The 21,829-nt window shown below is 68.0% G+C and carries 23 protein-coding genes, 2 tRNA genes and 1 pseudogene; 22 read left to right on the top strand and 4 right to left on the bottom strand.

The genetic code is table 11. The features are described 5' to 3' along the window. Positions 1 to 17: 17 nt before the first annotated feature. A complete protein-coding gene (locus AC3DE2_RS16960; protein ID WP_488427146.1) occupies positions 18 to 305 on the top strand; it encodes a hypothetical protein in 288 nt (95 codons plus the stop codon). A gap of 125 nt (positions 306 to 430) precedes the next feature. Here AC3DE2_RS16960 and AC3DE2_RS16955 read toward each other — a convergent pair. Next, positions 431 to 506, bottom strand: a tRNA-Glu gene (locus AC3DE2_RS16955). A gap of 58 nt (positions 507 to 564) precedes the next feature. Then, positions 565 to 640: transfer RNA gene (locus AC3DE2_RS16950), tRNA-Ala, on the bottom strand. A gap of 138 nt (positions 641 to 778) precedes the next feature. On the opposite strand from AC3DE2_RS16950, the gene AC3DE2_RS16945 reads away from it, so the two are divergent. The 21 genes from AC3DE2_RS16945 (at position 779) to AC3DE2_RS16845 (ending at position 19,578) form a co-directional block, all read left to right on the top strand. Beyond that, a complete protein-coding gene (locus AC3DE2_RS16945) occupies positions 779 to 1,519 on the top strand; it encodes a beta-ketoacyl synthase chain length factor (protein ID WP_488427145.1) in 741 nt (246 codons plus the stop codon). Beyond that, entirely contained in the window at positions 1,512 to 2,279 is a 768-nt protein-coding gene (locus AC3DE2_RS16940) for a lysophospholipid acyltransferase family protein (RefSeq protein WP_488427144.1), read from the top strand. The genes AC3DE2_RS16945 and AC3DE2_RS16940 overlap by 8 nt, the downstream gene beginning before the upstream one ends. A 26-nt stretch (positions 2,280 to 2,305) precedes the next feature. After that, positions 2,306 to 2,566, top strand: coding sequence for a phosphopantetheine-binding protein (locus tag AC3DE2_RS16935; RefSeq protein ID WP_447102307.1), 261 nt, complete (start codon positions 2,306 to 2,308; stop codon positions 2,564 to 2,566). A gap of 22 nt (positions 2,567 to 2,588) precedes the next feature. Beyond that, complete coding sequence (locus tag AC3DE2_RS16930; RefSeq protein ID WP_295374603.1) at positions 2,589 to 2,843, top strand: acyl carrier protein; 255 nt, start codon at positions 2,589 to 2,591, stop codon at positions 2,841 to 2,843. 18 nt (positions 2,844 to 2,861) lie between these two features. Then, the gene (locus tag AC3DE2_RS16925; protein ID WP_488427143.1) at positions 2,862 to 3,416 is read left to right on the top strand and encodes a COG4648 family protein; all 555 of its coding nucleotides are present in this window, start codon (positions 2,862 to 2,864) and stop codon (positions 3,414 to 3,416) included. Beyond that, positions 3,409 to 5,082 (top strand): ApeI family dehydratase, encoded by a 1,674-nt coding sequence (locus tag AC3DE2_RS16920; protein WP_488427142.1) that lies wholly within the window; start codon positions 3,409 to 3,411, stop codon positions 5,080 to 5,082. The genes AC3DE2_RS16925 and AC3DE2_RS16920 overlap by 8 nt, the downstream gene beginning before the upstream one ends. Positions 5,083 to 5,085: 3 nt before the next feature. Then, positions 5,086 to 5,838, top strand: a complete 753-nt coding sequence (locus tag AC3DE2_RS16915) for a glycosyltransferase family 2 protein (protein ID WP_488427141.1) — start codon at positions 5,086 to 5,088, stop codon at positions 5,836 to 5,838. Beyond that, entirely contained in the window at positions 5,835 to 6,788 is a 954-nt protein-coding gene (locus tag AC3DE2_RS16910; RefSeq protein ID WP_488427140.1) for a lysophospholipid acyltransferase family protein, read from the top strand. Before AC3DE2_RS16915 ends, AC3DE2_RS16910 begins: the two co-directional genes overlap by 4 nt. Then, positions 6,766 to 8,325: an HAL/PAL/TAL family ammonia-lyase gene (locus AC3DE2_RS16905; RefSeq protein ID WP_488427139.1), complete on the top strand. Its 1,560-nt coding sequence runs from the start codon at positions 6,766 to 6,768 to the stop codon at positions 8,323 to 8,325. The genes AC3DE2_RS16910 and AC3DE2_RS16905 overlap by 23 nt, the downstream gene beginning before the upstream one ends. Beyond that, on the top strand, positions 8,312 to 8,734 hold the full coding sequence (locus AC3DE2_RS16900) for an acyl-CoA thioesterase (RefSeq protein ID WP_488427138.1): 423 nt from the start codon (positions 8,312 to 8,314) through the stop codon (positions 8,732 to 8,734). The genes AC3DE2_RS16905 and AC3DE2_RS16900 overlap by 14 nt, the downstream gene beginning before the upstream one ends. After that, positions 8,731 to 9,363, top strand: a complete 633-nt coding sequence (locus AC3DE2_RS16895; protein WP_488427137.1) for an outer membrane lipoprotein carrier protein LolA — start codon at positions 8,731 to 8,733, stop codon at positions 9,361 to 9,363. The genes AC3DE2_RS16900 and AC3DE2_RS16895 overlap by 4 nt, the downstream gene beginning before the upstream one ends. After that, entirely contained in the window at positions 9,356 to 11,737 is a 2,382-nt protein-coding gene (locus AC3DE2_RS16890) for an MMPL family transporter (protein ID WP_488427136.1), read from the top strand. The genes AC3DE2_RS16895 and AC3DE2_RS16890 overlap by 8 nt, the downstream gene beginning before the upstream one ends. Further along, complete coding sequence (locus AC3DE2_RS16885) at positions 11,734 to 12,966, top strand: NAD(P)/FAD-dependent oxidoreductase (RefSeq protein ID WP_488427135.1); 1,233 nt, start codon at positions 11,734 to 11,736, stop codon at positions 12,964 to 12,966. Before AC3DE2_RS16890 ends, AC3DE2_RS16885 begins: the two co-directional genes overlap by 4 nt. Next, the gene (locus AC3DE2_RS16880; RefSeq protein ID WP_488427134.1) at positions 12,954 to 13,499 is read left to right on the top strand and encodes a DUF3261 domain-containing protein; all 546 of its coding nucleotides are present in this window, start codon (positions 12,954 to 12,956) and stop codon (positions 13,497 to 13,499) included. The genes AC3DE2_RS16885 and AC3DE2_RS16880 overlap by 13 nt, the downstream gene beginning before the upstream one ends. Continuing rightward, entirely contained in the window at positions 13,496 to 14,686 is a 1,191-nt protein-coding gene (locus tag AC3DE2_RS16875) for a beta-ketoacyl-ACP synthase (protein ID WP_295376032.1), read from the top strand. The genes AC3DE2_RS16880 and AC3DE2_RS16875 overlap by 4 nt, the downstream gene beginning before the upstream one ends. Beyond that, positions 14,686 to 15,165 (top strand): hotdog family protein, encoded by a 480-nt coding sequence (locus tag AC3DE2_RS16870; RefSeq protein WP_295376030.1) that lies wholly within the window; start codon positions 14,686 to 14,688, stop codon positions 15,163 to 15,165. The genes AC3DE2_RS16875 and AC3DE2_RS16870 overlap by 1 nt, the downstream gene beginning before the upstream one ends. After that, entirely contained in the window at positions 15,162 to 15,896 is a 735-nt protein-coding gene (locus tag AC3DE2_RS16865) for a 3-ketoacyl-ACP reductase FabG2 (RefSeq protein WP_488427133.1), read from the top strand. The genes AC3DE2_RS16870 and AC3DE2_RS16865 overlap by 4 nt, the downstream gene beginning before the upstream one ends. Next, positions 15,893 to 17,146 (top strand): beta-ketoacyl-ACP synthase, encoded by a 1,254-nt coding sequence (locus AC3DE2_RS16860; RefSeq protein ID WP_295378423.1) that lies wholly within the window; start codon positions 15,893 to 15,895, stop codon positions 17,144 to 17,146. The genes AC3DE2_RS16865 and AC3DE2_RS16860 overlap by 4 nt, the downstream gene beginning before the upstream one ends. Positions 17,147 to 17,179: 33 nt before the next feature. Further along, entirely contained in the window at positions 17,180 to 17,620 is a 441-nt protein-coding gene (locus AC3DE2_RS16855; RefSeq protein ID WP_295378425.1) for an excinuclease ATPase subunit, read from the top strand. Positions 17,621 to 17,682: 62 nt separating this feature from the next. After that, positions 17,683 to 17,940, top strand: a complete 258-nt coding sequence (locus AC3DE2_RS16850; RefSeq protein WP_488427132.1) for a hypothetical protein — start codon at positions 17,683 to 17,685, stop codon at positions 17,938 to 17,940. Between the two features lie 765 nt (positions 17,941 to 18,705). Then, entirely contained in the window at positions 18,706 to 19,578 is an 873-nt protein-coding gene (locus tag AC3DE2_RS16845; RefSeq protein ID WP_488427131.1) for a hypothetical protein, read from the top strand. A gap of 402 nt (positions 19,579 to 19,980) precedes the next feature. Here the strand turns inward: AC3DE2_RS16845 and AC3DE2_RS16840 are convergent. Together AC3DE2_RS16840 and AC3DE2_RS16835 are read right to left on the bottom strand one after the other, a co-directional pair. Continuing rightward, positions 19,981 to 20,345 (bottom strand): annotated as a pseudogene (locus tag AC3DE2_RS16840) (DUF1428 domain-containing protein). 71 nt (positions 20,346 to 20,416) lie between these two features. Then, positions 20,417 to 21,796, bottom strand: a complete 1,380-nt coding sequence (locus AC3DE2_RS16835; protein WP_488427130.1) for a cation:proton antiporter domain-containing protein — start codon at positions 21,794 to 21,796, stop codon at positions 20,417 to 20,419. Positions 21,797 to 21,829: the final 33 nt, after the last annotated feature.

Here is a 21,829-nt window from a genome sequence, read left to right as displayed (position 1 = left end):
TTGCTCGAGACCACTACGTGAATCCCGCAATGGTTGCCGGTACACCTGTGTCAGCTGCGAAGATCATAGCTCGTCTACGGCGCTTCAGGGCGCGTTTCGGAGATGTGGACGTGGTGGATAATTCGGACATGGTGGAAGCGAATAAGCTCTTTATCCAACTGAATACTTTGATTACAGGGCCAGCTGACTTCCAAGATGCCGCACGCACGCCTAGGCACCTAGATGACGAGTTGTTTGATCGCATAGCCAGCTGCGAAGATGATCTCGTGCGCAATATGAAGAAAGCACGTAAAGCAAAACCATAGGCTCATTCCTATTGATGAGCGGTATGCGGTGGCTGGCTTTCCTCCTTCAATCGATAACAATTCCGGAAAGACTCCGGAAAAACACTTAGGGCCGCCTCTCGGCAGCCCTAAGTGCTTGATCAAATTGGCGTCCCCACGGGGATTCGAACCCCGGTCGCCACCGTGAAAGGGTGATGTCCTAGGCCTCTAGACGATGGGGACGCGTTTGAAACTTTGCCGCCTGATTTTTTCTTTCCAGACGGCCTAATGCCTGGAAAGTTGGTGGAGCCAGCCGGGATCGAACCGGCGACCTCTTGCATGCCATGCAAGCGCTCTCCCAGCTGAGCTATGGCCCCACGCGGCGGGAGAAGCGAAATTGTAGGGAGAGCGTCGGCGACTTGCAAGCATCCGTGAAAAAAAAATTTCACGGTGGCGGATTCGGGGCGCATCCGGTGGAATAGGGTGCTCGCAGAATACGGGCGGTACGCAGCATCGTGAATATTCAGTTCACCATCGCCGAGTGGGCCGCCTGGGCGCCCGGTCTGGAAACGGCCGAGGCCTGGCAGGCGTGGGCGCGCGAGCCCTTCGTTCCCATGGGCGATGGTACGCCGGCATTGAGTGAAGTCCCCGCCATGCAGCGGCGGCGCATCGACCGTTTGGGCCGGATGGCCATCCAGGCCGCTTATTGGTGCCAGCGCGCCGAGGCCGAAGGCATCCCGTTCGTGTTCGCCTCGCGACATGGCGACGTGGCGTGCTCGGTGCAACTGCTGGAAGCGCTGAGCCGGCGCGAAGCGCTGTCGCCCACCAGTTTCGGCCTGTCCGTGCACAATGCGATCGCCGCGCTGTATTCGATCGTGCGGGGGGAGCGCGGCAACTACCTGGCGCTGGCGGCGGGACAGGCCACCCCGGAAGCGGCACTGGTGGAGGCGGCCGGATTGCTCGGGGATGGGGCACCGGAAGTGCTGGTGGTGGTCTATGACGCGGCGCTGCCCGAGGTCTATGCGGATTTCGGGGACGAGCCCGACCCTTTCCATGCGTGGTGCTGGCGGGTGGCGCCGGTGGACCGGGAGGGCTTCCGGGTGTCCCTGACCTGCGGCGCGGCCTCGGAATCCGCACCCGGGGCCGTGACGGGCCTGCCGCACGGGCTGGAGGTCCTGCGTTTCCTGCTGGCCGCTGGCGGACCCCTGCGCCACCACGAGGATGCCCGGCAGTGGGAGTGGCGCCACGGTGGCTGAACGCCTGAACCACCTCTGGCGGATATTCGGGACCGGCTTGAGTTTCCTGGCCTTCGGCCTGGGCGGGCTGGCCCTGAGGCTGCTGGTGTTCCCACCCCTGCAATGGTGCGTGCGCGACCCGCGCCACCGGCGCCGGTTGGTCCGGCGAACCGTGCAGCGCAGTTTTGCCGCGCACGTGGAGCTGATGCGCCGGTTGGGCCTGCTGACCTATGAAATCCGCCACCGGGAGCGCCTGCAGCGTGACGGGCTGCTGATCCTGGCCAACCATCCCACCCTGATCGACGTCGTGTTCCTGGTCTCGCTGCTGCCGAACGCGGACTGCGTGGTGAAATCGGCGGTGGCGCGGAATCCGTTCATGCGCGGGCCGGTCCGGGCCGCGGGTTACGTATCCAACGACGATGGCGCCGGACTGGTGGAGGACTGCATCGCGGCGGTGAAGGCGGGCGGCAACCTGGTGATCTTTCCGGAGGGCACGCGGACCGTCCGCGGGCAGCCGCCGAAGCTCCAGCGCGGGGCGGCCAACATCGCCGTGCGGGGCCGTCTGGACGTAACGCCGGTAAGGTTGAGCTGTACGCCGATGACGCTGGGGAAAGGGGAGAAATGGTATCGTGTGCCCACGCGCCGATTCCATGTGGTGGTGGACGTTCAGGAAGACCTGCCAATCGCACGGTTCCTGGATGCCGCCGAACCCGGAACCGGAGGGGACGCGGCAGCCGCCAGGCGGCTCAACGACTATTTGACGAACTTTCTTTTTGTTTGACGAACTTTTCCGGAGAGAGGAAACGCGTGCAGGCACTTGAGCACGAGATCAAGGAATTGATCATCACCGCCCTGTCCCTCGAGGACATCGGCCCCGATGATATCGACACGGCGGCGCCGCTGTTCGTCGAAGGACTGGGGCTGGATTCGATCGATGCGCTCGAACTGGGCCTGGCGCTGCAGAAGCGCTATGGCGTCAGCCTGTCGGCCGACTCGCAGGAGACCCGCCGGCATTTCGCCAGCGTGCGCGCGCTGGCCGAGTTCGTGGCATCGCAGCGGGCGGCGTGACGCACGGCGCGGGGGGACAGACATGACCAAGAACGAACTATTCGATCGGATCGCCACGATCCTGCACGACACCTTCGAAATCGATACGGCGAAAATCACGCCGGAATCGCGCCTGTACGACGACCTGGACATCGACAGCATCGACGCGGTCGATCTGATCGTCCAGCTCAAGCCGTTGCTGGGTCGCAACCTTCAGCCGGACGCGTTCAAGGCCGTTCGCACGGTGCAGGACGTGGTCGACGTGCTGTATGGCCTGATCCGCGATCAAGCCGCCTGACCAAGGCGCGGCGCGCTCATGGCGAACCGGGTCCGCGCGGCAATGTTCATCGCGCTGTCGCTGGCCTATCCGCTGGTGGTCTACCTGGCGCTGGGCCGGTTCGAGCCGCGCTGGCTGGCCCTGCTGCTGATGGCGCTGGCGTTGCTGCGCGCGCTGGCCACCCGCCAGGCGGTCTGGCTGGCGGCGGCGGGCGGTGCGGCGATCCTGGCCGGCCTGACCACGGTGTTCAACGACGCCCTGCCGCTGAAGCTGTATCCGGCGCTGGTCAACGCGGTGATGCTGGTGGTGTTCGCGGTGAGCCTGCGCTTCCCGCCGCCGGTGGTGGAGCGGATCGCCCGGCTGACCGAGCCGGATCTGCCGCCGCGCGCGGTCGCCTACACCCGCCGGGTGACCCAGGTGTGGTGCGTGTTCTTCATCTTCAATGGCGCGCTGGCGCTGGCAACGGCTTTATGGACCACCGACCGCACCTGGGCCCTCTACAACGGCGGTATCGCCTATCTGCTGATGGGTGCCTTGTTCGCGGGCGAATGGCTGGTGCGCCAGCGCGTGCGGGCGGCGCACCGGCATGAATGAGTGGTTGCCGCTGGATCGCGTCGCGGTCCATGCCCACGCGGGCCGCCAGGTCGCGCCCGGGTGCGGGCATGCGGATTTCCGCGCGCGGGTGCTGGCTTGGCAGGCGGCGTTCGCCGGGGCGGACGGACGCGACTGGGCCCTCTATTTCGATGACGCGCCGGCGTTTGCCGCGGCCGTGTTCGGGGCCTGGCATGCCGGCAAGCGGGTATTCCTGTGCGCCGACAATCTGCCGGCCACGCGCGAGCGCCTCGCCGGCCAGGTGGATGGGTTCGCCGGGGACTTTCCGCAGGGCGGCCTGACGGCGGCCGCGCCGGGCACGACCCGGGCGCCGCAGCCGCTGGATGAAGCGGCCACCCGGCTGGTGGTGTTCACTTCCGGCAGTACCGGCGAACCGGTGGCGATCGAGAAGCGCCTGGACCAGCTGGCGCGGGAAGTGGAAGCACTGGAGGCGGCATTCGGCGCGGAGGCGGGTACCGCCACCGTGCACGGCACGGTTTCGCACCAGCACATCTACGGCTTGCTGTTCCGGGTGCTCTGGCCGCTGGCGTCCGGACGGCCGATCGCGCCCCGGACCTTCTTCCACGAAGACCTGCTGGCGGCCCTGGCCGGGCAACCGTCGCTGCTGGTGGCCAGTCCGGCGCATCTGAAGCGGTTGCCGCAGCAACTGGATTGGGAGGCGGCGCGGGGACCACTGCGCGCGGTGTTTTCCTCCGGCGGCGCGCTGGCGGCCGAGGCCGCGCTGGAGGCGCGCGATCGGCTGGGCGTGGCGCCGACCGAGATTTACGGCAGCAGCGAGACCGGCGGCATCGCGTGGCGACGCTGGGAAGGCGAGCAGCCGGCATGGCGTGCCTTGCCGGGCGTGGCGTGGCGCATCGAGGACGGACGCCTGCAGGTGCGCTCCCCGCATCTGGCGCGGTCCGAAGATTGGTGGACCAGCGAGGATCAGGTCATGGCCGATGGCGACGGGTTCCGTCTGCTCGGGCGCGCGGACCGGATCGTCAAGATCGAGGAGCGCCGGGTATCGCTGGATGCGCTGGAGCGCGACATCGCCAGCCACGCCGGGGTCGCCGAAGTGCGGGTCTGCGTGCTGCCCGGCGCGCGCGATGCGCTGGTGGCGGTGGTGGTACCCAACGAGGCCGGCTGGGAATTGCTGCGCGGGCAGGGACGGCGCGCGTTCTCGCAAGGCCTGTCCCAGCATCTGTCCGGCCGTCATGACGCGGTGACCCGTCCGCGGCGCTGGCGGTATGCGGCGACGCTGCCGGTCAATGCGCAGGGCAAGGTCACCGAGCGTGCGCTGACCGCCTTGTTCCGGCCGGAACGCCCGGAGCCGCATTGGCGCGTGCGCGAGGCCACGGCCGCGGAACTGGAGCTGGATCTGGAACCGGATCTGGCGGTGTTCGACGGCCACTTCCCGCAGGCGACGATCCTGCCGGGCGTGGCGCAGTTGGACTGGGCGATCCGGTTCGGCCGCGAGGCCTTCGCGCTGCCGCCGCGATTCCTGCGCATGGAAGCGCTGAAATTCCAGCGGGTGGCGCGTCCGGGCGATCGCATCCGGCTTCACCTGCAATGGGCGGTCGACAAGAACACGCTGGCGTTTCAGTACACCTCGGCGCACGGGCCGCATGCCAGCGGCCGGGTCGTGTTCGGCCCGCAGGACAGGAACTGAACGATGCCGGGCGAACGCTTGCTGGTGATCATCCCGGTGTTCGATCACGAACACGCGATCGGCGCGATGGTCGAAGGCGTGCTCGCATCCGGCCTGGATTGCCTGCTGGTGGACGACGGTTCCGGTGCCGCCTGCGCGCGGGTGCTGGATGAACTCGAAACGGCGCACGCGCCGCGGCTGCGCCTGCTGCGGCTGGCGCGAAACCAGGGCAAGGGCGGGGCGGTGATGGCGGGCTTCCAGGAAGCCGCGCGCCTGGACGTCACCCACGTCCTGCAGATCGACGCCGACGGCCAGCACGATCCGGGCGACATCCCGCGTTTCGCCGCGGCTTCGCGCCAGCATCCGGATGCGATCATCTGCGGGGTGCCCGAATACGACGAGAGCGTCCCGAAAGGGCGCCTGTATGGCCGTTACCTGACCCACCTCTGGGTCTGGATCAACACGCTGTCGTTCGCCATCCGCGATTCCATGTGCGGTTTCCGCATCTATCCGCTGGCGCCGGTGCTGGCGCTGATGGCGCAGGAGCCGATCGGACGGCGGATGGACTTCGACGTCGAGATCATCGTGCGGTTGTTCTGGCGCGGGGTGGCGGTGATCAACCTGCCGACCCGGGTGACCTATCCCAGCGACGGTGTCTCGCATTTCGATGTCTGGCGCGACAACGTGCGCATCAGCCGCATGCATGCGCGGCTGTTCTTCGGCATGTTGCGGCGCCTGCCGCGCTGGCTGCTGCGCGGCCGGACGGTGCCGGCGTGAGCGCGGCCGGACAGCCGCACTGGGCCGACATCGCCGAGTCCACCTCGGTGGCCGGCGTACGCTTCCTGTGCGGCGTGCACCGCTGGCTGGGGCGCTGGCCGTTCCGACTGTGCGCCTATCCGGTGGTGTTCTTCCACTGGCTGGGCAACGCGACCGCGCGGGGCGCCTCGCGACAGTATCTGGCCCGGCTGCATGCGCACGATCGCGGCGTGTTCGGACGCGAACCGGGCACCTGGCACAGCCTGCGTCATTTCTTCATGTTCGCCGACACCCTGCTGGACAAAATCCTGGCGATGGGCCGCCGCTATCCGGAGCAGCGGGTCATCACCCATCGCGACGTGATGATGGCGATGGTCGCGCAGCGGCGGGGTGGACTGATCATCACCGCCCATATCGGTTGCCTGGAACTGTGCCAGGCGCTGGCCGATCGGGTGCCGGGATTCCGCCTGACCGCACTCGTGCACACCGCGCACGCCGCGCGCTTCAACCGCCTGCTGGATCGGCTGGATCCGGCCAACGGCGTGCGCCTGATGCAGGTCACCGAACTCGGACCGGCGACGGCGACCGTGCTGGCCGAACGGATCGCCGACGGCGAGTTCGTCGCCATTGCCGGCGATCGCGTGCCGCTGCAGGGCGGGCGCAGCGTGCGGGTGCCGTTCCTGGGACACATGGCGCCATTTCCGATTGGCGCCTACGCGCTGGCCTCCGCGCTGGGCTGCCCGGTGTTCACGATGGCTTGCACCCATGCCGGCGATGGTTACGAGGTCCGGTTCGAGCCGTTCGCCGAATCCGTGCGCCTGCCGCGCGGCTCGCGCGATGCGGCGCTGGCGGAACACGCCGGCCGGTTCGCACAATGGCTGGAGCGCCAGTTGGCCCGCGCTCCCTACGACTGGTTCAATTTTTTTCCGTTCTGGGATCAGGTTACGCATGACGCTTCCCCCCGAGAGTGACGCCGGCGCGGTCCGGTTCGGCGATGCCCCGCTGCGCATCGAGGACGTGGGGGCGCTGGCGCGCCGCCAGCGCCAGACGCGCCTGTCCGACGACGCCGGTTTCCGCGCGCGTATCGCGCGGGGCGCCGACTTCCTGGATCGCGTGCTGCGCGAGGATGGCGTCATCTACGGTGTGACCACCGGCTACGGCGATTCCTGCACGGTCAACATTCCGCCGGAGCTGGTCGCCGAGTTGCCGCACCATCTCTACACCTATCACGGTTGCGGCCTGGGCCGTTTCCTCGATGCCGAGGAAACCCGCGCGGTGCTGGCCGCGCGGCTGGCGTCGCTGGCGCGCGGCATGTCGGGCGTCAGCCAGGGCCTGCTGGACGGTCTGGAGAACCTGTTGCGGCACGACGTGCTGCCGCTGATTCCGGCCGAAGGCTCGGTCGGCGCCAGCGGCGACCTGACGCCACTGTCCTACGTGGCGGCGGTGCTGTGCGGCGAACGCGAGGTCATCCACGCCGGCGTGCGCCGTCCGGCCGCCGAGGCGCTGGCGGAGATCGGCATGGCGCCGCTGAAGCTGCGGCCGAAGGAAGGCCTGGCCATCATGAACGGCACCGCGGTGATGACCGCGCTGGCCTGCCTGGCCTGGGAGCGGGCCGATTACCTGGGGCGGGTGGCGACCCGCCTGACCGCGTTCAATGTGCTCGCCAGCGACGGCAACGCGCACCACTTCGATGAAGTACTGTTCGACGCCAAGCCGCATCCGGGCCAGTCGCGGGTGGCGGCCCGCCTGCGCCAGGACCTGCACAGCGATCGCCCGCCCCGCAACGAGCAGCGCCTGCAGGATCGCTATTCATTGCGTTGCGCGCCGCACGTCATCGGGGTGCTGGAGGACGCGCTGCCGTTTTTCCGCCAGCTCATCGAAACCGAGCTCAACAGCGCCAACGACAACCCGCTGATCGATCCCGAGCGCGGCCAGATCCTGCATGGCGGGCATTTCTACGGCGGCCATATCGCCTTCGCGATGGACGCGATGAAGAACGCGGTCGCCAACCTGGCAGATCTGCTGGATCGGCAGCTGGCGCTGCTGGTGGATACCCGTTTCAACCATGGCCTGCCGTCGAACCTGTCCGCCGCGATCGGTCCGCGCGCGGCCATCAACCATGGCCTGAAGGCCCTGCAGATCAGCGTGTCCGCCTGGACCGCCGAAGCGTTGAAGCTGACCATGCCGGCTTCGGTGTTCTCGCGTTCGACCGAATGCCACAACCAGGACAAGGTCAGCATGGGCACGATCGCCGCGCGCGACTGCCTGCGCGTGATCACCCTGACCGAGCAGGTGGTCGCGGCGATGCTGATCGCCGCGCGCCAGGCGGTGGAACTGCGGGCGCGCGCCGGCGGCTCGGCGGCGTTCGGCGAACAGGCCGCGGCGATGTACGCGGACCTGCGCGGGCGCATCGCCCTGGTCGAGGAGGATCGCGCGCTGGATACCGAACTGCGCGCACTGTGCGACGACCTGCGCGAGCGGCGCTGGAGCCTGTATGACGGCGCCTGATCTGTCCTGCGAAGTCGCGCTGTCGCCGGCCTTCCACGACTGCGATCCCATGCAGGTGGTCTGGCATGGCAATTACTTCAAGTATCTGGAAATCGCCCGCTGCGCCCTGTTGCAGCGGCATGACTACGACTACCCGCAGATGAAGGCGTCCGGCTTCCTGTGGCCGGTGGTGGACGCGCGGGTGAAATACATCCGCCCGCTGCGCTATGCGCAGCCGCTGGTGGTGCGCGCGGAAATCATGGAGTGGGAAAACCGGCTGAAGCTGGATTACGTCATCCGCGATGCCGGGTCCGGACAGATCCTGACCCGCGCCCACACCATCCAGGTGGCGGTGGACGCGGCTTCAGGCGAGATGCTTTATGTGTGTCCTCCGGTGTTGTGGGAACGGCTGGGAGTGCGGGTCGAATGACGCGATGGTCGAGGTTCCTGTTGTTCCCCTTGCTCGCCCTGGCCGGCTGGGCCGGAATGCCGACCGCGCGCGCGGCCGACGATCTGGCGATGGTCCAGCAGCGGGTGGCGCAGGTCGAGGTGCTGCGGGGCCGGTTCGAGCAGGAGAAGCGCATCACCGGGTTCAAGAATCTGCTGCGTTCGCAGGGGAGGTTCGTGGTATCGCGCAAGCAGGGCGTGATCTGGACCACGGACAAGCCGTTCCCGTCGGAAGTGGTGATCACCCGTGATCGCATCCTCAGCCGCCAGCGCGACGGTAGCCAGCGGGTCGAAGTGGATGGACGGGAGCAGCCGGCGCTGCGTTCGGTCAACGCGATGATGTTCGCGCTGGTCAGCGGCGATGTCGGCGCGCTGTCCCCGCGCTTCGAAACCCAGGCGCAGGCGCTGCCGGACAACGGCTGGCGGTTGAGCCTGAAACCGCGTTCGGCGGCTCTGGCAAAGGCGTTCGCGCGGATCGTGCTGAGCGGGGACCGCTACGTGCGCGAGGTGCGGATCGAAGAAGCCAATGGCGACAGCACCCAACTGCGGTTTTCCGAACTGAAGGACGTCCCGGCCACGCTGAGTACGGACGAGGCGCGCCGTTTTGATTGAAGGCCTGGACGCGCGCGATCGCCGCTGGCGTTCCGGTTGGCGCTGGCTGGCGCTACTGTGGTTGCTGGTGGTGGCCGCGGTCGCGGCGCATCAATGGCGGTTCTGGCAGCATCCGCCGATCGACAGCGACATCCTCGCGTTGCTGCCGCGCGACGCCGGCGACCGCGTGCTGGCCGACGCCACCGAGCGCATCGCTGATGCCGGCGCGCGCCAGATCGTGGTGATGCTGGGCGCGGCCGGGCCGGCGCAGGCGCAGCGGGCCGAGGCGGCGTTCCGGCGCTCGCTGGCGGGTGAAGACGCCGCGCGCCTGCCGTTCGCGCCGGCCGACACCGCCGCGGACTGGTTCCCGCAGGCGCAGGCGTTCTACGCGCCTTACCGGGATCGCCTGTTGACGCCCGCGCAGCGCACGCAACTGGCGGCGACCGACCCTGGCGCGCTGGCGGAGCAGGCCCTGGCGGCCTTGTACGGACCGATGGGCGCACCGCGCCTGACCGAGTGGCGGCAGGATCCGCTCGGCCTCTGGCCGCAGTGGTGGCAGGCGCGTGCGCAGGCCTCGGGCCTGCGTGTCGGCGAGGACGGTCTGCTGGAGAAGGACGGGCGGCATTGGAGCGTGCTGACCTTCCAGACCCGCGCCTCGGCGTTCCGGCTGGATGGCGAACGCATCATCCAGGATGCGCTGGACCGCGCCGGCGCCGCCGCGCGCGCGGCGGTGCCCCCGGTGCAGGTGCTGCGCGCGGGCGTGCCGCTGCATGCCGAGGCGGCGGCGGTGCAGGCCAATCGGGAGATCAACACCATCGGCTGGGGGTCGCTGGCGGCGGTGCTGCTGCTGGTGTGGCTGGCCTTCCGTTCGCTGCGGCCGATCCTGCTGGTGGCCGCCTCGCTGCTGGTCGGCTGCGCGACCGCGCTGTCGGTGACCGCGCTGGTGTTCGGCCAGGTCCATCTGCTGACCCTGATTTTCGGCGCCAGCCTGGTCGGCGTCGCCGAGGACTACGGCATCCATTGGTTCGCCTCGCGCCAGGGCGTGGCCGCGGAACGGCGCTGGACGCTGCTGCGCCATCTGCTGCCCGGCCTGTGGCTGGCGCTGGCGACCAGCGCGCTGGCCTACCTGGCGCTGGGCCTGGCGCCATTCCCGGGCCTGCGGCAGATGGCGCTGTTCTCGGTGGTGGGACTGGCGGCGGCATTCCTGACCGTGATCTGCCTGTTCCCCTGGCTGGATGGCGGCCAGGTGCGCGCGACCCGCTTCTCGCAGGCGATTGGAAACTCGCTGGAGCGCTGGCCGCGTGTGACGCGTGGTCGCGGCGGGATCGTGGCCGGCGTGCTGCTGGCAGTGGTGCTGGTCGCGGGCCTGCTGCGCGTGCGTGGCGATGACGACCTGCGCAGCCTGCAATCCTCGCCGCCGGCGGTGATCGCCCAGCAGATCGAAGTAGGGCGCCTGCTGGGCATGCCGAGTCCGGCCCAGTTCTTCCTGATCCGCGCGGATGACGCGGAAACACTGTTGCGGCACGAGGAAGCCCTGACCGAACGGTTGCGCGTGCTCACGGCCGAAGGCCGCATCGGCGGCTATCGCGCGATCAGCGATTGGCTGCCATCGCAACAACGGCAACGGGCGGACGCCGAATTGACCGGACGCATCGAAGGCGCGGTGATGGCGCAGGTCGGACAGGTTTTGGGCGAGTCCCTGCCACGCCCCGGTTTCAACACCGCCGCATTGCAGGCCGATGCATGGCTGGCCTCGCCGGTGTCCGCGCCGTTCCGCCATCAGTGGCTGGGGCAGGTGGGTGGGCAACTGGCCAGCGTGGTGCTGATCGACGATCTGGGACGCGACGGCGCGCTGGCGTTGCTCGAACAGCAGGCCGCGCGGGTGCCGGGTGTGCGCTGGGTCGATCGCACCGCCGACTTCTCGCGCCTGTTGCGCCACTATCGCCACCTGATGAGCGGGTTGCTGCTGGCCGGCGCGGTGCTGGTGTACGCGCTGCTGTGGTGGCGCTATCGAGCGGGCGCCTGGCGGGTGATGCTGCCGACCCTGCTGGCCGGTGTGTCGACCGTGGCGTTGCTGGGCCTGGCCGGGCAGCCGCTGCAGCTGTTCAACGTGTTGGCCCTGTTGCTGTTGCTGGGCATGGGCATCGACTACGGCATCTTCCTGACCGAACACCGCGGCGACGCCAGCGCCTGGATGGCGGTCTGCATCGGCGCGGCCAGCACCTGGCTGTCGTTCGGCCTGCTGGCGCTGTCGGCCACGCCGGCACTGCGCGCCTTCGGCCTCACCCTGTTGCTGGGCATCGGCCTGGTCTGGCTGGTTTCACCGTTGTTCCGCCCACCGGCCCGCCCGTCGGCGAGCCCCCGACCCTCCACGAGCACGAGACACACGGAATGAAAGTCGAACAAACGGAAATCCTCATCATTGGCGCGGGTCCCGCGGGCTCGGTGGCGGCGGCGATGCTGCGCCAGCAGGGGCGCCGCGTCCTGATCCTGGAACGCGAGCAGTTCCCGCGCTTTTCCATCGGCGAGAGCCTGCTGCCCCAGAGCATGGAATACATCGAGGCGGCCGGCCTGCTGCAGGACGTGGTGGAAGCCGGTTTCCAGTTCAAGAACGGCGCCGCCTTCGTGCGCGGCGAGCGCACCACCCAGTTCGATTTCCGCGACAAGTTCTCGCCGGGTTGGGGCACCACCTACCAGGTTCAGCGCGCCGATTTCGACCACGTGCTGGCCAAGGGCGCGGAGCGGATGGGCGCGGAAGTGCGCTACCGGCACGAGGTGCTGGCGGCCGAACCGGGCGAGCGCCCGCGGGTGACCGTGCGTTCGCCGGAAGGCGAGACCTACCAGGTCGAGGCGGACTTCATGCTGGACGCCAGCGGCTTTGGTCGCCTGCTGCCCAAACTGCTGAAGCTGGAGTCGCCATCGAACTTCCCGGTGCGCGGCGCCATCTTCACGCACGTTCGCGACCACATCGCGCAGGATGCAGGCTTCGATCGCAACAAGATCCTGATCACCACCCATCCCGAGCACGTCGACGTATGGTACTGGACCATCCCGTTCTCCAATGGCTGCTGCTCGCTGGGCGTGGTCGCGGAGATGGAGTTCCTCAATCGCTATCCGGGTACGGAACTGGAGCGCCTGCAGGCGATCGTCGGCGAAGACCCCAACCTGACCCGACTGCTGAGGGACGCGGAATGGGCGGTGCTGCCGGTGCGCCAGATCACCGGCTATTCGGCCAACGTCAACTCGCTGTGGGGCGCGGGGTACGCGTTGCTGGGCAATGCCGGCGAGTTCCTGGACCCGGTGTTCTCCTCCGGCGTCACCATCGCTTTCAAGTCCGCGCAACTGGCGGCCGAATGCCTGCGCCGACGCCATGCCGGTGAACACGTGGACTGGGAACAGGACTATTCGGTGCCGCTGCGCGCCGGCGTGCAGACCTTCCGCCGTTTCGTGGAGGCGTGGTATGCCGGTGGCTTCCAGAAGATCATCTTCCACGCCGACCAGCAGCCGGAGATTCGCCGCATGATCTGTTCGATCCTGGCCGGCTACGCCTGGGACACCCAGAACCCCTACGTCGCCGACACCGGCCGCCGCCTGCGCGTGCTGGAGGAACTGTGCGCCGGCTGATGGCCCTGCTGGGAATGCTGTGCCTGCTGGCCGCCTGCGCGCATCGCGCACCGGCGCCGGCGATCGCGCTGCCGCCATTGCGGTTGGCGCCGGCCGCGCTGGGCGCGTCGCTGGCGGTGCAGCAGCGACTGCATTTCGAGTTCGGCGCGCAGCAACGCGATCTGGACGCCTTGCTGGAAGTGGACGCACGGGAAGTGCGGTTGGCCGTGCAGGCGCTGGGCCAGTCCGGCGTGCGCCTGCAATGGGACGGGCGGGAACTGCAACAGCAGCGCGCCCCGTGGTTGCCCGCCGCAGTGCGCGGCGAGCGTGTACTGGACGATCTGCAATTCGCGCTGTGGCCGGTGGAAGCGGTGCGCAGCGCCTTGCCGGCGAACTGGCGGGTCGAGGACGATGGCCACGAGCGCAGCCTGTCGCGAGAGGGCACGCCCTGGCTGGTGTTGACCCGCGAAGCACCCGATCGCCTGCGGCTGCGCAACCTGGCAGAAGGCTACGCGCTGGAGATCCGGACCGTGGGGGGAGAACCGCCACCGTGAGCGCCCCATTGGTGTTCCTCAACGAACTCGGCATCACCTGCGCGCTCGGCATGGGAGGCGACGCGGTGGCCGCGGCGCTGTTCGCCAGCGACGCGCCCGCCGGCGCGCGGGTCAGCGAAGCGCTCACGCCCGGTCGTCCGCTGGTGCTGGGCGCGGTGACCGCGCCGCTGCCGGATCTGTCCGATTGCCCGCTGCAACTGCGGGGACGCAACAACGCGCTGCTGCGCAGTGCCTACGCACAGATCGCGCCAGCAGTGGCCGCCGCGATCGCACGCCACGGTTCGGATCGCGTCGCGGTGGTGCTGGGAACCAGCACCTCCGGCATCGGCGAATCCGAGCAGGCGCTGCCGTTCAAACACGCGCACGGCCATTGGCCGGTGGGCTTCCACTACGCCCAGCAGGAAATCGGCACGCCGGCGCGCTTCATCGCCACCGAGGCCGGCGTGCATGGCCCGGCCTGGACCATTTCCACCGCCTGTTCCTCCAGCGCCAAGGCGCTGGCCTCGGGCGCCCGCCTGCTGCGCGCGGGCATCGTCGACGCGGTGATCGCCGGTGGCGCGGATTCGCTGTGCCGCTTCACCATCGACGGTTTCAGCGCGCTGGAATCGGTATCGGCCGCCCGCTGCAATCCCTTCTCGCGCCACCGCAACGGCATCAACATCGGCGAGGGCGCGACGCTGTTCCTGATGACCCGCGAGCCAGGGCCGGTGCGGTTGGCCGGCTGGGGCGAGACCGCCGACGCCCACCACATCTCCGCGCCCGAACCGCAGGGCGTGGGCGCGATCGCGGCGATCCAACAGGCGCTGGCGCGCGCGGGCCTGCACGCCGACGACATCGACTACGTCAACCTGCACGGTACCGCCACGCCGCAGAACGACGCGATGGAAAGCCGCGCGCTCGCCGCGACGATGCCGGCCGGCACGCCGGTGAGTTCGACCAAGCCGCTGACCGGACACACCCTGGGCGCGGCCGGCGCCATCGAGGCGGGCCTGTCCTGGCTGGCATTGGCGAACAATCCGCGCCATCGCCTGCCGCCGCACTGGTGGGACGGCGAGGCCGACCCCGAACTGCCGCCGCTGCATTTCGCCGCGCCCGGCGAACATGCCGCGCGCCCCTTGCGCCACGTGCTCAGCCATTCGTTCGCCTTTGGCGGCAGCAATGCCGTCCTGTTGCTGGGAGCCGGGTAATGCACGCCGGGAACGTCGACGCCGCGAGGCCGCTGTACGACATCGAGCGGGTGATTCCGCACCGCGGCACCCTGCGCCTGATCGACCGGTTGCTGGACTGGGACGAGGAACGCGTGGCGGTCGAGGTCCGGGTACCCGCGGACGGACCGTTCAGCGAGGAGGCCGGGGTGCCGGCGTGGGTCGGAGTGGAGTACATGGCCCAGGCCATCGCCGCCTGGGCCGGCTGCCGCGCCCGCCAGGCCGGTGGCGAGCCGAACATCGGCTTCCTGCTGGGCACGCGCCGCTACCAGTCCGCCTGGCCGCATTTCCCGGCCGGCACCCTGCTGCGGGTGGAGGCGATCCGCGAACTGTTGGGCGACAATGGCCTGGGGATGTTCGCCTGCCGGATCCTGGCGGGTGGGGATGAAATCGCAAGCGCCAACGTGTCGGTGTTCGAACCACCAGACCCGATGGCCTATCTGGAGAACGAGCAAGCATGAGTGGAGACTCGACGGTCCTGGTCACCGGGGCCAGCCGCGGCATCGGGCGCGCGATCGCGCTGCGCGCCGCGCAGGACGGGTTCGATGTGGTGGTGCATTACCGCAGCCGGGTGGAGGAAGCCGAAGCCGTGGCCGCGGAGATCCGCGCGCTTGGCCGGCAGGCGCGGGTGATGGGATTCGACGTGGGTGATCGCGCCGCAGCCGCGCAGGCGCTGGAAGCCGACGTGGCCGGGCACGGCGCGTATTACGGCGTGGTCTGCAATGCCGGCATCGCCCGCGACAACGCCTTCCCGGCGATGAGCGGCGAGGACTGGGACGCGGTGATCCACACCAACCTGGATGCGTTCTACAACGTACTCAATCCGCTCACCATGCCGATGGTACGCCGGCGCAAGCCCGGCCGCATCGTCACCCTGTCGTCGGTGTCCGGCCTGGTCGGCAATCGCGGGCAGGCCAACTACAGCGCCGCCAAGGCCGGGATCATCGGCGCGACCAAGGCGCTGGCGCTGGAACTGGCCAGCCGCGAGATCACCGTCAACTGCGTCGCGCCCGGCCTGATCAACACCGAGATGGTGGCGAGCGAGGTGGCCGAGGAAGCGCTCAAGCTGATTCCGATGCGTCGCATGGGCCAGCCGGAGGAAGTCGCCGCGGTGGTGGCCTTCCTGCTGTCGCCGGCGGCGGCCTACGTGACCCGCCAGGTCATCTCGGTCAACGGAGGGCTGATCGGATGAGCAGCCCAGCGAACAGCGCGCTCAAGCGCGTGGTGGTCACCGGCGGCGGCACCATCAGCCCGCTCGGCAACGACTGGCCCAGCGTGCACCTACGCCTGCGCGAATGCCGCAACGCCGTGCGGCACATGCAGGAGTGGGACATCTACGAGGGGCTGAACACCAAGCTGGCCGCGCCCGCCGCCGGGTTCGAACTGCCCGCGCACTACAACCGCAAGACCACCCGCAGCATGGGGCGGGTCGCGCTGATGGCGGTGCGCGCCACCGAACTGGCGCTGGAGCAGGCCGGCCTGCTGGGCGATCCGCTGCTGCGCAGCGGCCGGGTCGGCGTGTCCTACGGCTCCTCGGCCGGTACCCACAGCGCAATCGGCGACTTCGGCCGCATGCTCAACGAGCACACCACCGAAGGCATCAACGCCACCACCTACCTGAAGATGATGAGCCACACCGCGCCGGTGAACATCGGCGTGTTCTTCGGCCTGACCGGCCGCGTCATCACCACCTCCAGCGCCTGCACCTCGGGCAGCCAGGGCGTGGGCTCGGCCTACGAGGCGATCCGCTTCGGCAAGCAGGTCGCGATGGTCGCCGGCGGCGCCGAGCAGCTGGACGCCACCGCGGCGGCGGTGTTCGACACCCTGTTCGCCACCAGCGTGCGCAACGACGACCCGCAGAGCACGCCGCGCCCGTTCGACGCCGGTCGCGACGGCCTGGTGCTGGGCGAGGGCGCCTGCACCCTGATCCTTGAAGAACTGGAACACGCCCGCGCGCGTGGTGCCCACATCCTGGCCGAAGTGGTGGGCTACGGCACCAACAGCGACGGCCAGCACGTCACCCAGCCCAGCGCCGACACCATGGCCGAGGCGATGCGACTGGCGCTGGACGACGCCGGCCTGACGCCGGACGCCATCGACTACGTCAATGCGCACGGCACCGCCACCGATCACGGCGACATCGCCGAGACCACCGCGACCGCGCAGGTATTCGGCCCGCGCATCCCGATCAGTTCGCTCAAGAGCTACGTCGGCCACACCCTGGGCGCGTGTGGCGCCTACGAGGCCTGGGCGACCCTGCAGATGATGCGCGAGGGCTGGTTCGCCCCCACGCTCAACCTCGACAGCCGCGATCCCCGCTGCGCCGACCTGGACTACATCACCGGCGAGGGCCGCGAACTGCCGGCCGAGCATGTGATGAGCAACAACTTCGCCTTCGGCGGCATCAACACCTCGCTGATTTTCCGCCGCTGGCAGGACTGACACCCGTCTTCTCTCACTACAAGGAGTACCGACATGAAACGACTGCTGACCGCCGCCATGCTCACGCTGGCCATCGCCGCTCCGAACGCCTTCGCCGGCGACACCCGCCTGGAGCTGCCGCTGCAGGAACTGATCGACTCCCCGCAGGCCAAGGAAGCCGGCATCGACGGCAGCGTGCGCTTCTACCTGGCCGGCCAGGCCCATCCCGCCGTGGTCTCGCGCATGGGCGAGGACGTCTCCAACAAGAAGACCAACGGCGTCGGCAAGAATGACGTCGAATCCTGCCGCTGGGTCACCCTGTCGGTGTTGAAGGCCTTCCAGGAAAGCGCCAAGGCACGCGGCGCCAACGCGGTGATCGACATCACCAGCTACTTCAAGAAGAACGAATTCAAGAGCCCGACCAACTATGAGTGCTACGCCGGCAACATCATGTCGGGCGTGGCGTTGAAGGGGACTTACGCGAAGGTGAAGTGAGGGTTGCGGGATCTGGATGACATGAGAAGCCCGGCAGGTGCCGGTTTTTTCAGGAAATCTCAATGCAAAGCGGCAAGTGGTATCCCATTCGTGGATTTGAGACGCCATCGGAGTATCGATGCTTCGTGCAGTACATCGAGGCCCGTATCCACGATGGCACAGTTGTCGAGATGGCGGTGGATCCTGCCTACGGCGTTGAAGGGATCTACGGAGGGCGATGGTTCCGGGAGATCGCAACTCGAAGGACCTGGCGGCTCGTGGAGCCGGATTTCCCTTTTCGTGGACTATGGGAGCCGGTCGGTACGGCCGGTGGCGGTTGACGGCATCCCGCAATGAGAGCAAGGAGACGCCCATGATTCACGAGGGTCCTTCCGCATCTGCGGAGCCGCACGAAGAACCCGTCCCGCCGGAACAGGTGTCGGGGCTTTCCTGTACCGAGGCCGTGCGAGCCGTTGCACGCGGGTTTGGCGGAATCGTATGGGCAAGCGAATCGGCTACCCGCGATGGCGAGTACGGTCATATCTACCGATACGATGTCGATACGGTGGTGGACGACGAGGCCGGTGGTGTATGGATGTCGCGGGGTAGGGTCGTCATATCAGTACTGGATTCGAAGCGGATAAGCTTGTCCTATCACTCACTCTTTGAACTGCCGTAGAAAAGCAGGGGGTGCTGGGTGGGGCGTGCGTTCCGATGAGGGCTTTCGCGCAGCGGGCGTGAATGCAGCCCAGGCTGGCAGCGCGCGTCTTGATGCGCGTTGCAGGTGGCTTCGTCAGTTGCTTGTTCGTGGTCGCCGTAGTGATGGCGCAAGTCAGGCTGCATCTCGTTGCGTTGCGCGGCAATGAGGGGGTACGCACGAATGGGCATTGCTGGATAGTTCGAGCTCCCTGCGATCTTCTGCCCCTTCCCCCGCAAGCGAGGGCGGGGCGTGCGTGGGTAAACTTTTCCGGTATCACTGAGGTTTTGTTGTACTTCGGGCGAAAAAATTCGGTAAATGGCAGACGCATGGATGCGCATCGCGTGATGGCATGATGCGGGCCGGACTATCGAACATCTCGCGTATGAGCGAAAGGAGCCAGGGCCCCGTGAGTGACCGCGTCAAGCAACAGGCCGCATCGGCCATCGTCAATCTGGCGCGGCGAACCGCCGCGCGGGTGGAAGGCAACGGAGCGACCCGACACGAGCGCCTGCGTGAGGCCGAGGGGCTGTACGCCATCGCACTGGATCTGTTTCCCGATCAGACCTGGGCGCATTGGCGGGGCCTGGTGCTGATGGATCTGGAGGATTACGCCGCGGCGGAAGAGGCCTTCAATCAGGCGGCATCCTTGGACAGGACATGGGAACGCAATGGCCTGAAGGAATCGGTCTATGGCGACTTCGCGCGTCGCGCCCGCGCACTGCGGAATGGCCGGCACGAGGGAGCGACCGGGCGGGTTGATGAATTGACCGGCCTGCCGAAGGATATCGACGCGACCCTGCCCGACAGCTTGGCCTCGATGATGAACGCCGCGGGTCTGATGCAGGATTTGCAGCAGGAACTGATGGCGTTGCTGCAGACCAATGCGGCCATGGGCGAGCAGGCTGATGACGAGGATTCGGAAGTCGAAGCGGGACGTGAACCGTTGACCGTCGAGGAGGAAGAAGCGGTCATCGAAGCGGGGGAGCGGTTCGCCTGCCATCTGGTCGATGGTCGATTCGAGATGGCCCATCAAATGTTGACTGTCGAGCTGAAGGCCACCTACACGCCTGCCGGGCTGAAGCAATGCTACGAAGAAATGATTGGCTACCTGGAGGCACCAATCGATACCGTGGCGAGCGAGCCGCCTGATCGCTGGGAGGGTCGCAGCCACATCTATGTGGGGCTTTGCAGCGACGGTGGTAGTGAAGCGGTGTTCCTGGGATTGGAGCAAGTCGGGCGGGAACTGCGCGTCGCGAGCATCGAGTGGGGGCGACCCTGAGAGGTCATGGCCCGGGATTTTTCCGCTCGCCCCCACCCCAACCCTCCCCCGCGAGCGGGGGAGGGGGCTGTTTCCATGAACGGTGCGATAGGGGGACATACATGACGTCGCCGATCGTGTTCGACGATGATGAGGATGTTGCCCCCGCGCCGCTATGCTCCGCCCCTTCCCCCGCTTGCGGGGGAAGGCTGGGATGGGGGCGCTTTCCGCAGTGGATCCTGTTGACCGCAGCGATCCAGGACCGTGCCTGACGTTGCTGGTCATGGCGAGGGATTTTTCCGCTTGCCACCACCCCAACCATCTCCCCCAGGCGGGGGCGGGGGGCTCTTCGCGAGAGCTGCGACTTCACCGAGGTCTTGTCGAGTACTGGAAGGAATCCGTTCACGTCCTGCCCTGCATCGACTACGAACGCAAACGCGACACCAGCGACGCGAATCCGCCATACATCATCCGCTTGGGATCGAAGGGCATCTGATCCGGTCCGATGTCGGCGATGCGTGGATCGGCCATGGCCCTGGCGTTGACCCGATCGCGATGGGCGCGGGAGCGGTAGCGGATCCAGGAGAAGATCACGACTTCGCCGGGCCTGAGTTTCACGCTGCGGGCGAACGAGGTGGTCTTGCCATCGGGCACGTCATCGCCCACGCATTCCAGTATTCGACCGCGCCATGATCCATCCAGACCTGTCCGGCCTGGCGGGCGAGCCGGCGATACTCGGCCAGTCGGGTCTTCGGCACCGCCAGCAGGAAACCATCCACATACGCCATCGTCGTGAAGCCCTTGGGGAAAATCCGGATGGTCGGGTGGAGAGCGTTAAGACCCAGGCAAAGCGCCGGCGTCAGGCAGGCGAGGCCGATCGCGCGCGGCGCTCGATGAGATTGAGCAGCGGGCCCGTCATCGCCGTGGTCACCAGCGCCATGATCACCAGCACCGCGAACAGGCGATCGCCGATCAGGCCCATCTCGTAGCCCAGGTTGAGCACGATCAGTTCCATCAACCCGCGCGTGTTCATCAGAGCGCCCAGCCGCAGCGCGTCCGTCTGGGGCATGCCGGCGCTGCGCGCGGCCAGCCAGGTGCCCAGGCCCTTGCCGAGGCTGGCGATGAGAATCACCACCCCGCACAGCAGCAGGTCGCCGGGCCGCCAGCCTTCCACGCGCAGGCGCAGGCCGGTCATGGCGAAGAACAATGGCAGCAGCAGCGAGATGGCGAAGGGTTCGACCTTCTGGATCAGCAGTTCGCGCAGGCGTGCATTGCCGGAGACGGCGATGCCGGCCAGGAACGCGCCGAACAGGGCGTGGATGCCCAGCAGTTCGGTCACCAGCGCGGCGGCCAGCGCCATCAGCAGCAGGCCAATCAGATGGTGGCCCTCGCGTTCGGGCGCGACTTCGTGTCGCGACAGCCACGGCCGCACCAGCACGATCATCACCCCCGCGAACACCAGCGTGCCCAGCAGGCTGGTGAGCGCGGAAGCCCAGCCGGTCGCCTGCGCCGAAGCGACGATGGCGGCGAGCAGGCACCAGGCGGTGGCGTCTCCCAACGCGGCGCAGGCCACCGCGATGTGGCCGAGCGGCGTGTGGGTGATGCCGCGGTCGGACAGGATGCGCAGCAATACCGGGAAGGCGGTGACGCTGAGCGAAATGCCCATGAACAGGGCGAAGTTGGCGAAGCCGACGCCGGCGGGCGCGTGCGCGTTGAACAGCGCGAAGGCCAGCAGCACGCCGCACAGGAACGGCAGCGCGATGCCGCTGTGGCTGACCAGCAGGGCGAAGGCGCGGCGACCGTGCAGGCTGGACAGTTCCAGTTCGGCACCGGCCACGAACAGGAACATCAGCACGCCCAACTGGCTGATCAGGCCGAGCGCGCCGAGCGATGCCGGTGCGAACAGCCAGGCCTGGGTTGCCGGCATCACCGCGCCGAACAGCAGCGGACCCAGCAGCAGGCCGGCTGCCATCTCGCCGATGACCGCCGGTTGGCCGAAGCGGCGCAGCAGCCAACCGGCGCCCTTGGCGGCGGACAGCACCACCAGCAGTTGCAACAGGAACAGGGCGAGCGGGGTGGCCGCGCCGGCATGCGCGGCGCTGTTGCCGGCCGTCGGCGTCGGCGCGGAGACCGGCAGTGGCCAGCGGGAGAGCAACAGCGCCACCAGCAACGGCACGGCCACCAGCAGCAGATAGCGCCAAGGAGACGCGGTGCCGAGCCGGTGTTGCGAATCTTCCATGCCGCCGGGTCCCGTGGATGAGTGGGGTGCGCC

The sequence above is a fragment of the Pseudoxanthomonas sp. 68-E7 genome, from assembly GCF_057773145.1.
Note: the sequence above shows the minus strand (reverse complement) of the source record. Positions and strands in the feature narration are given on the sequence as shown.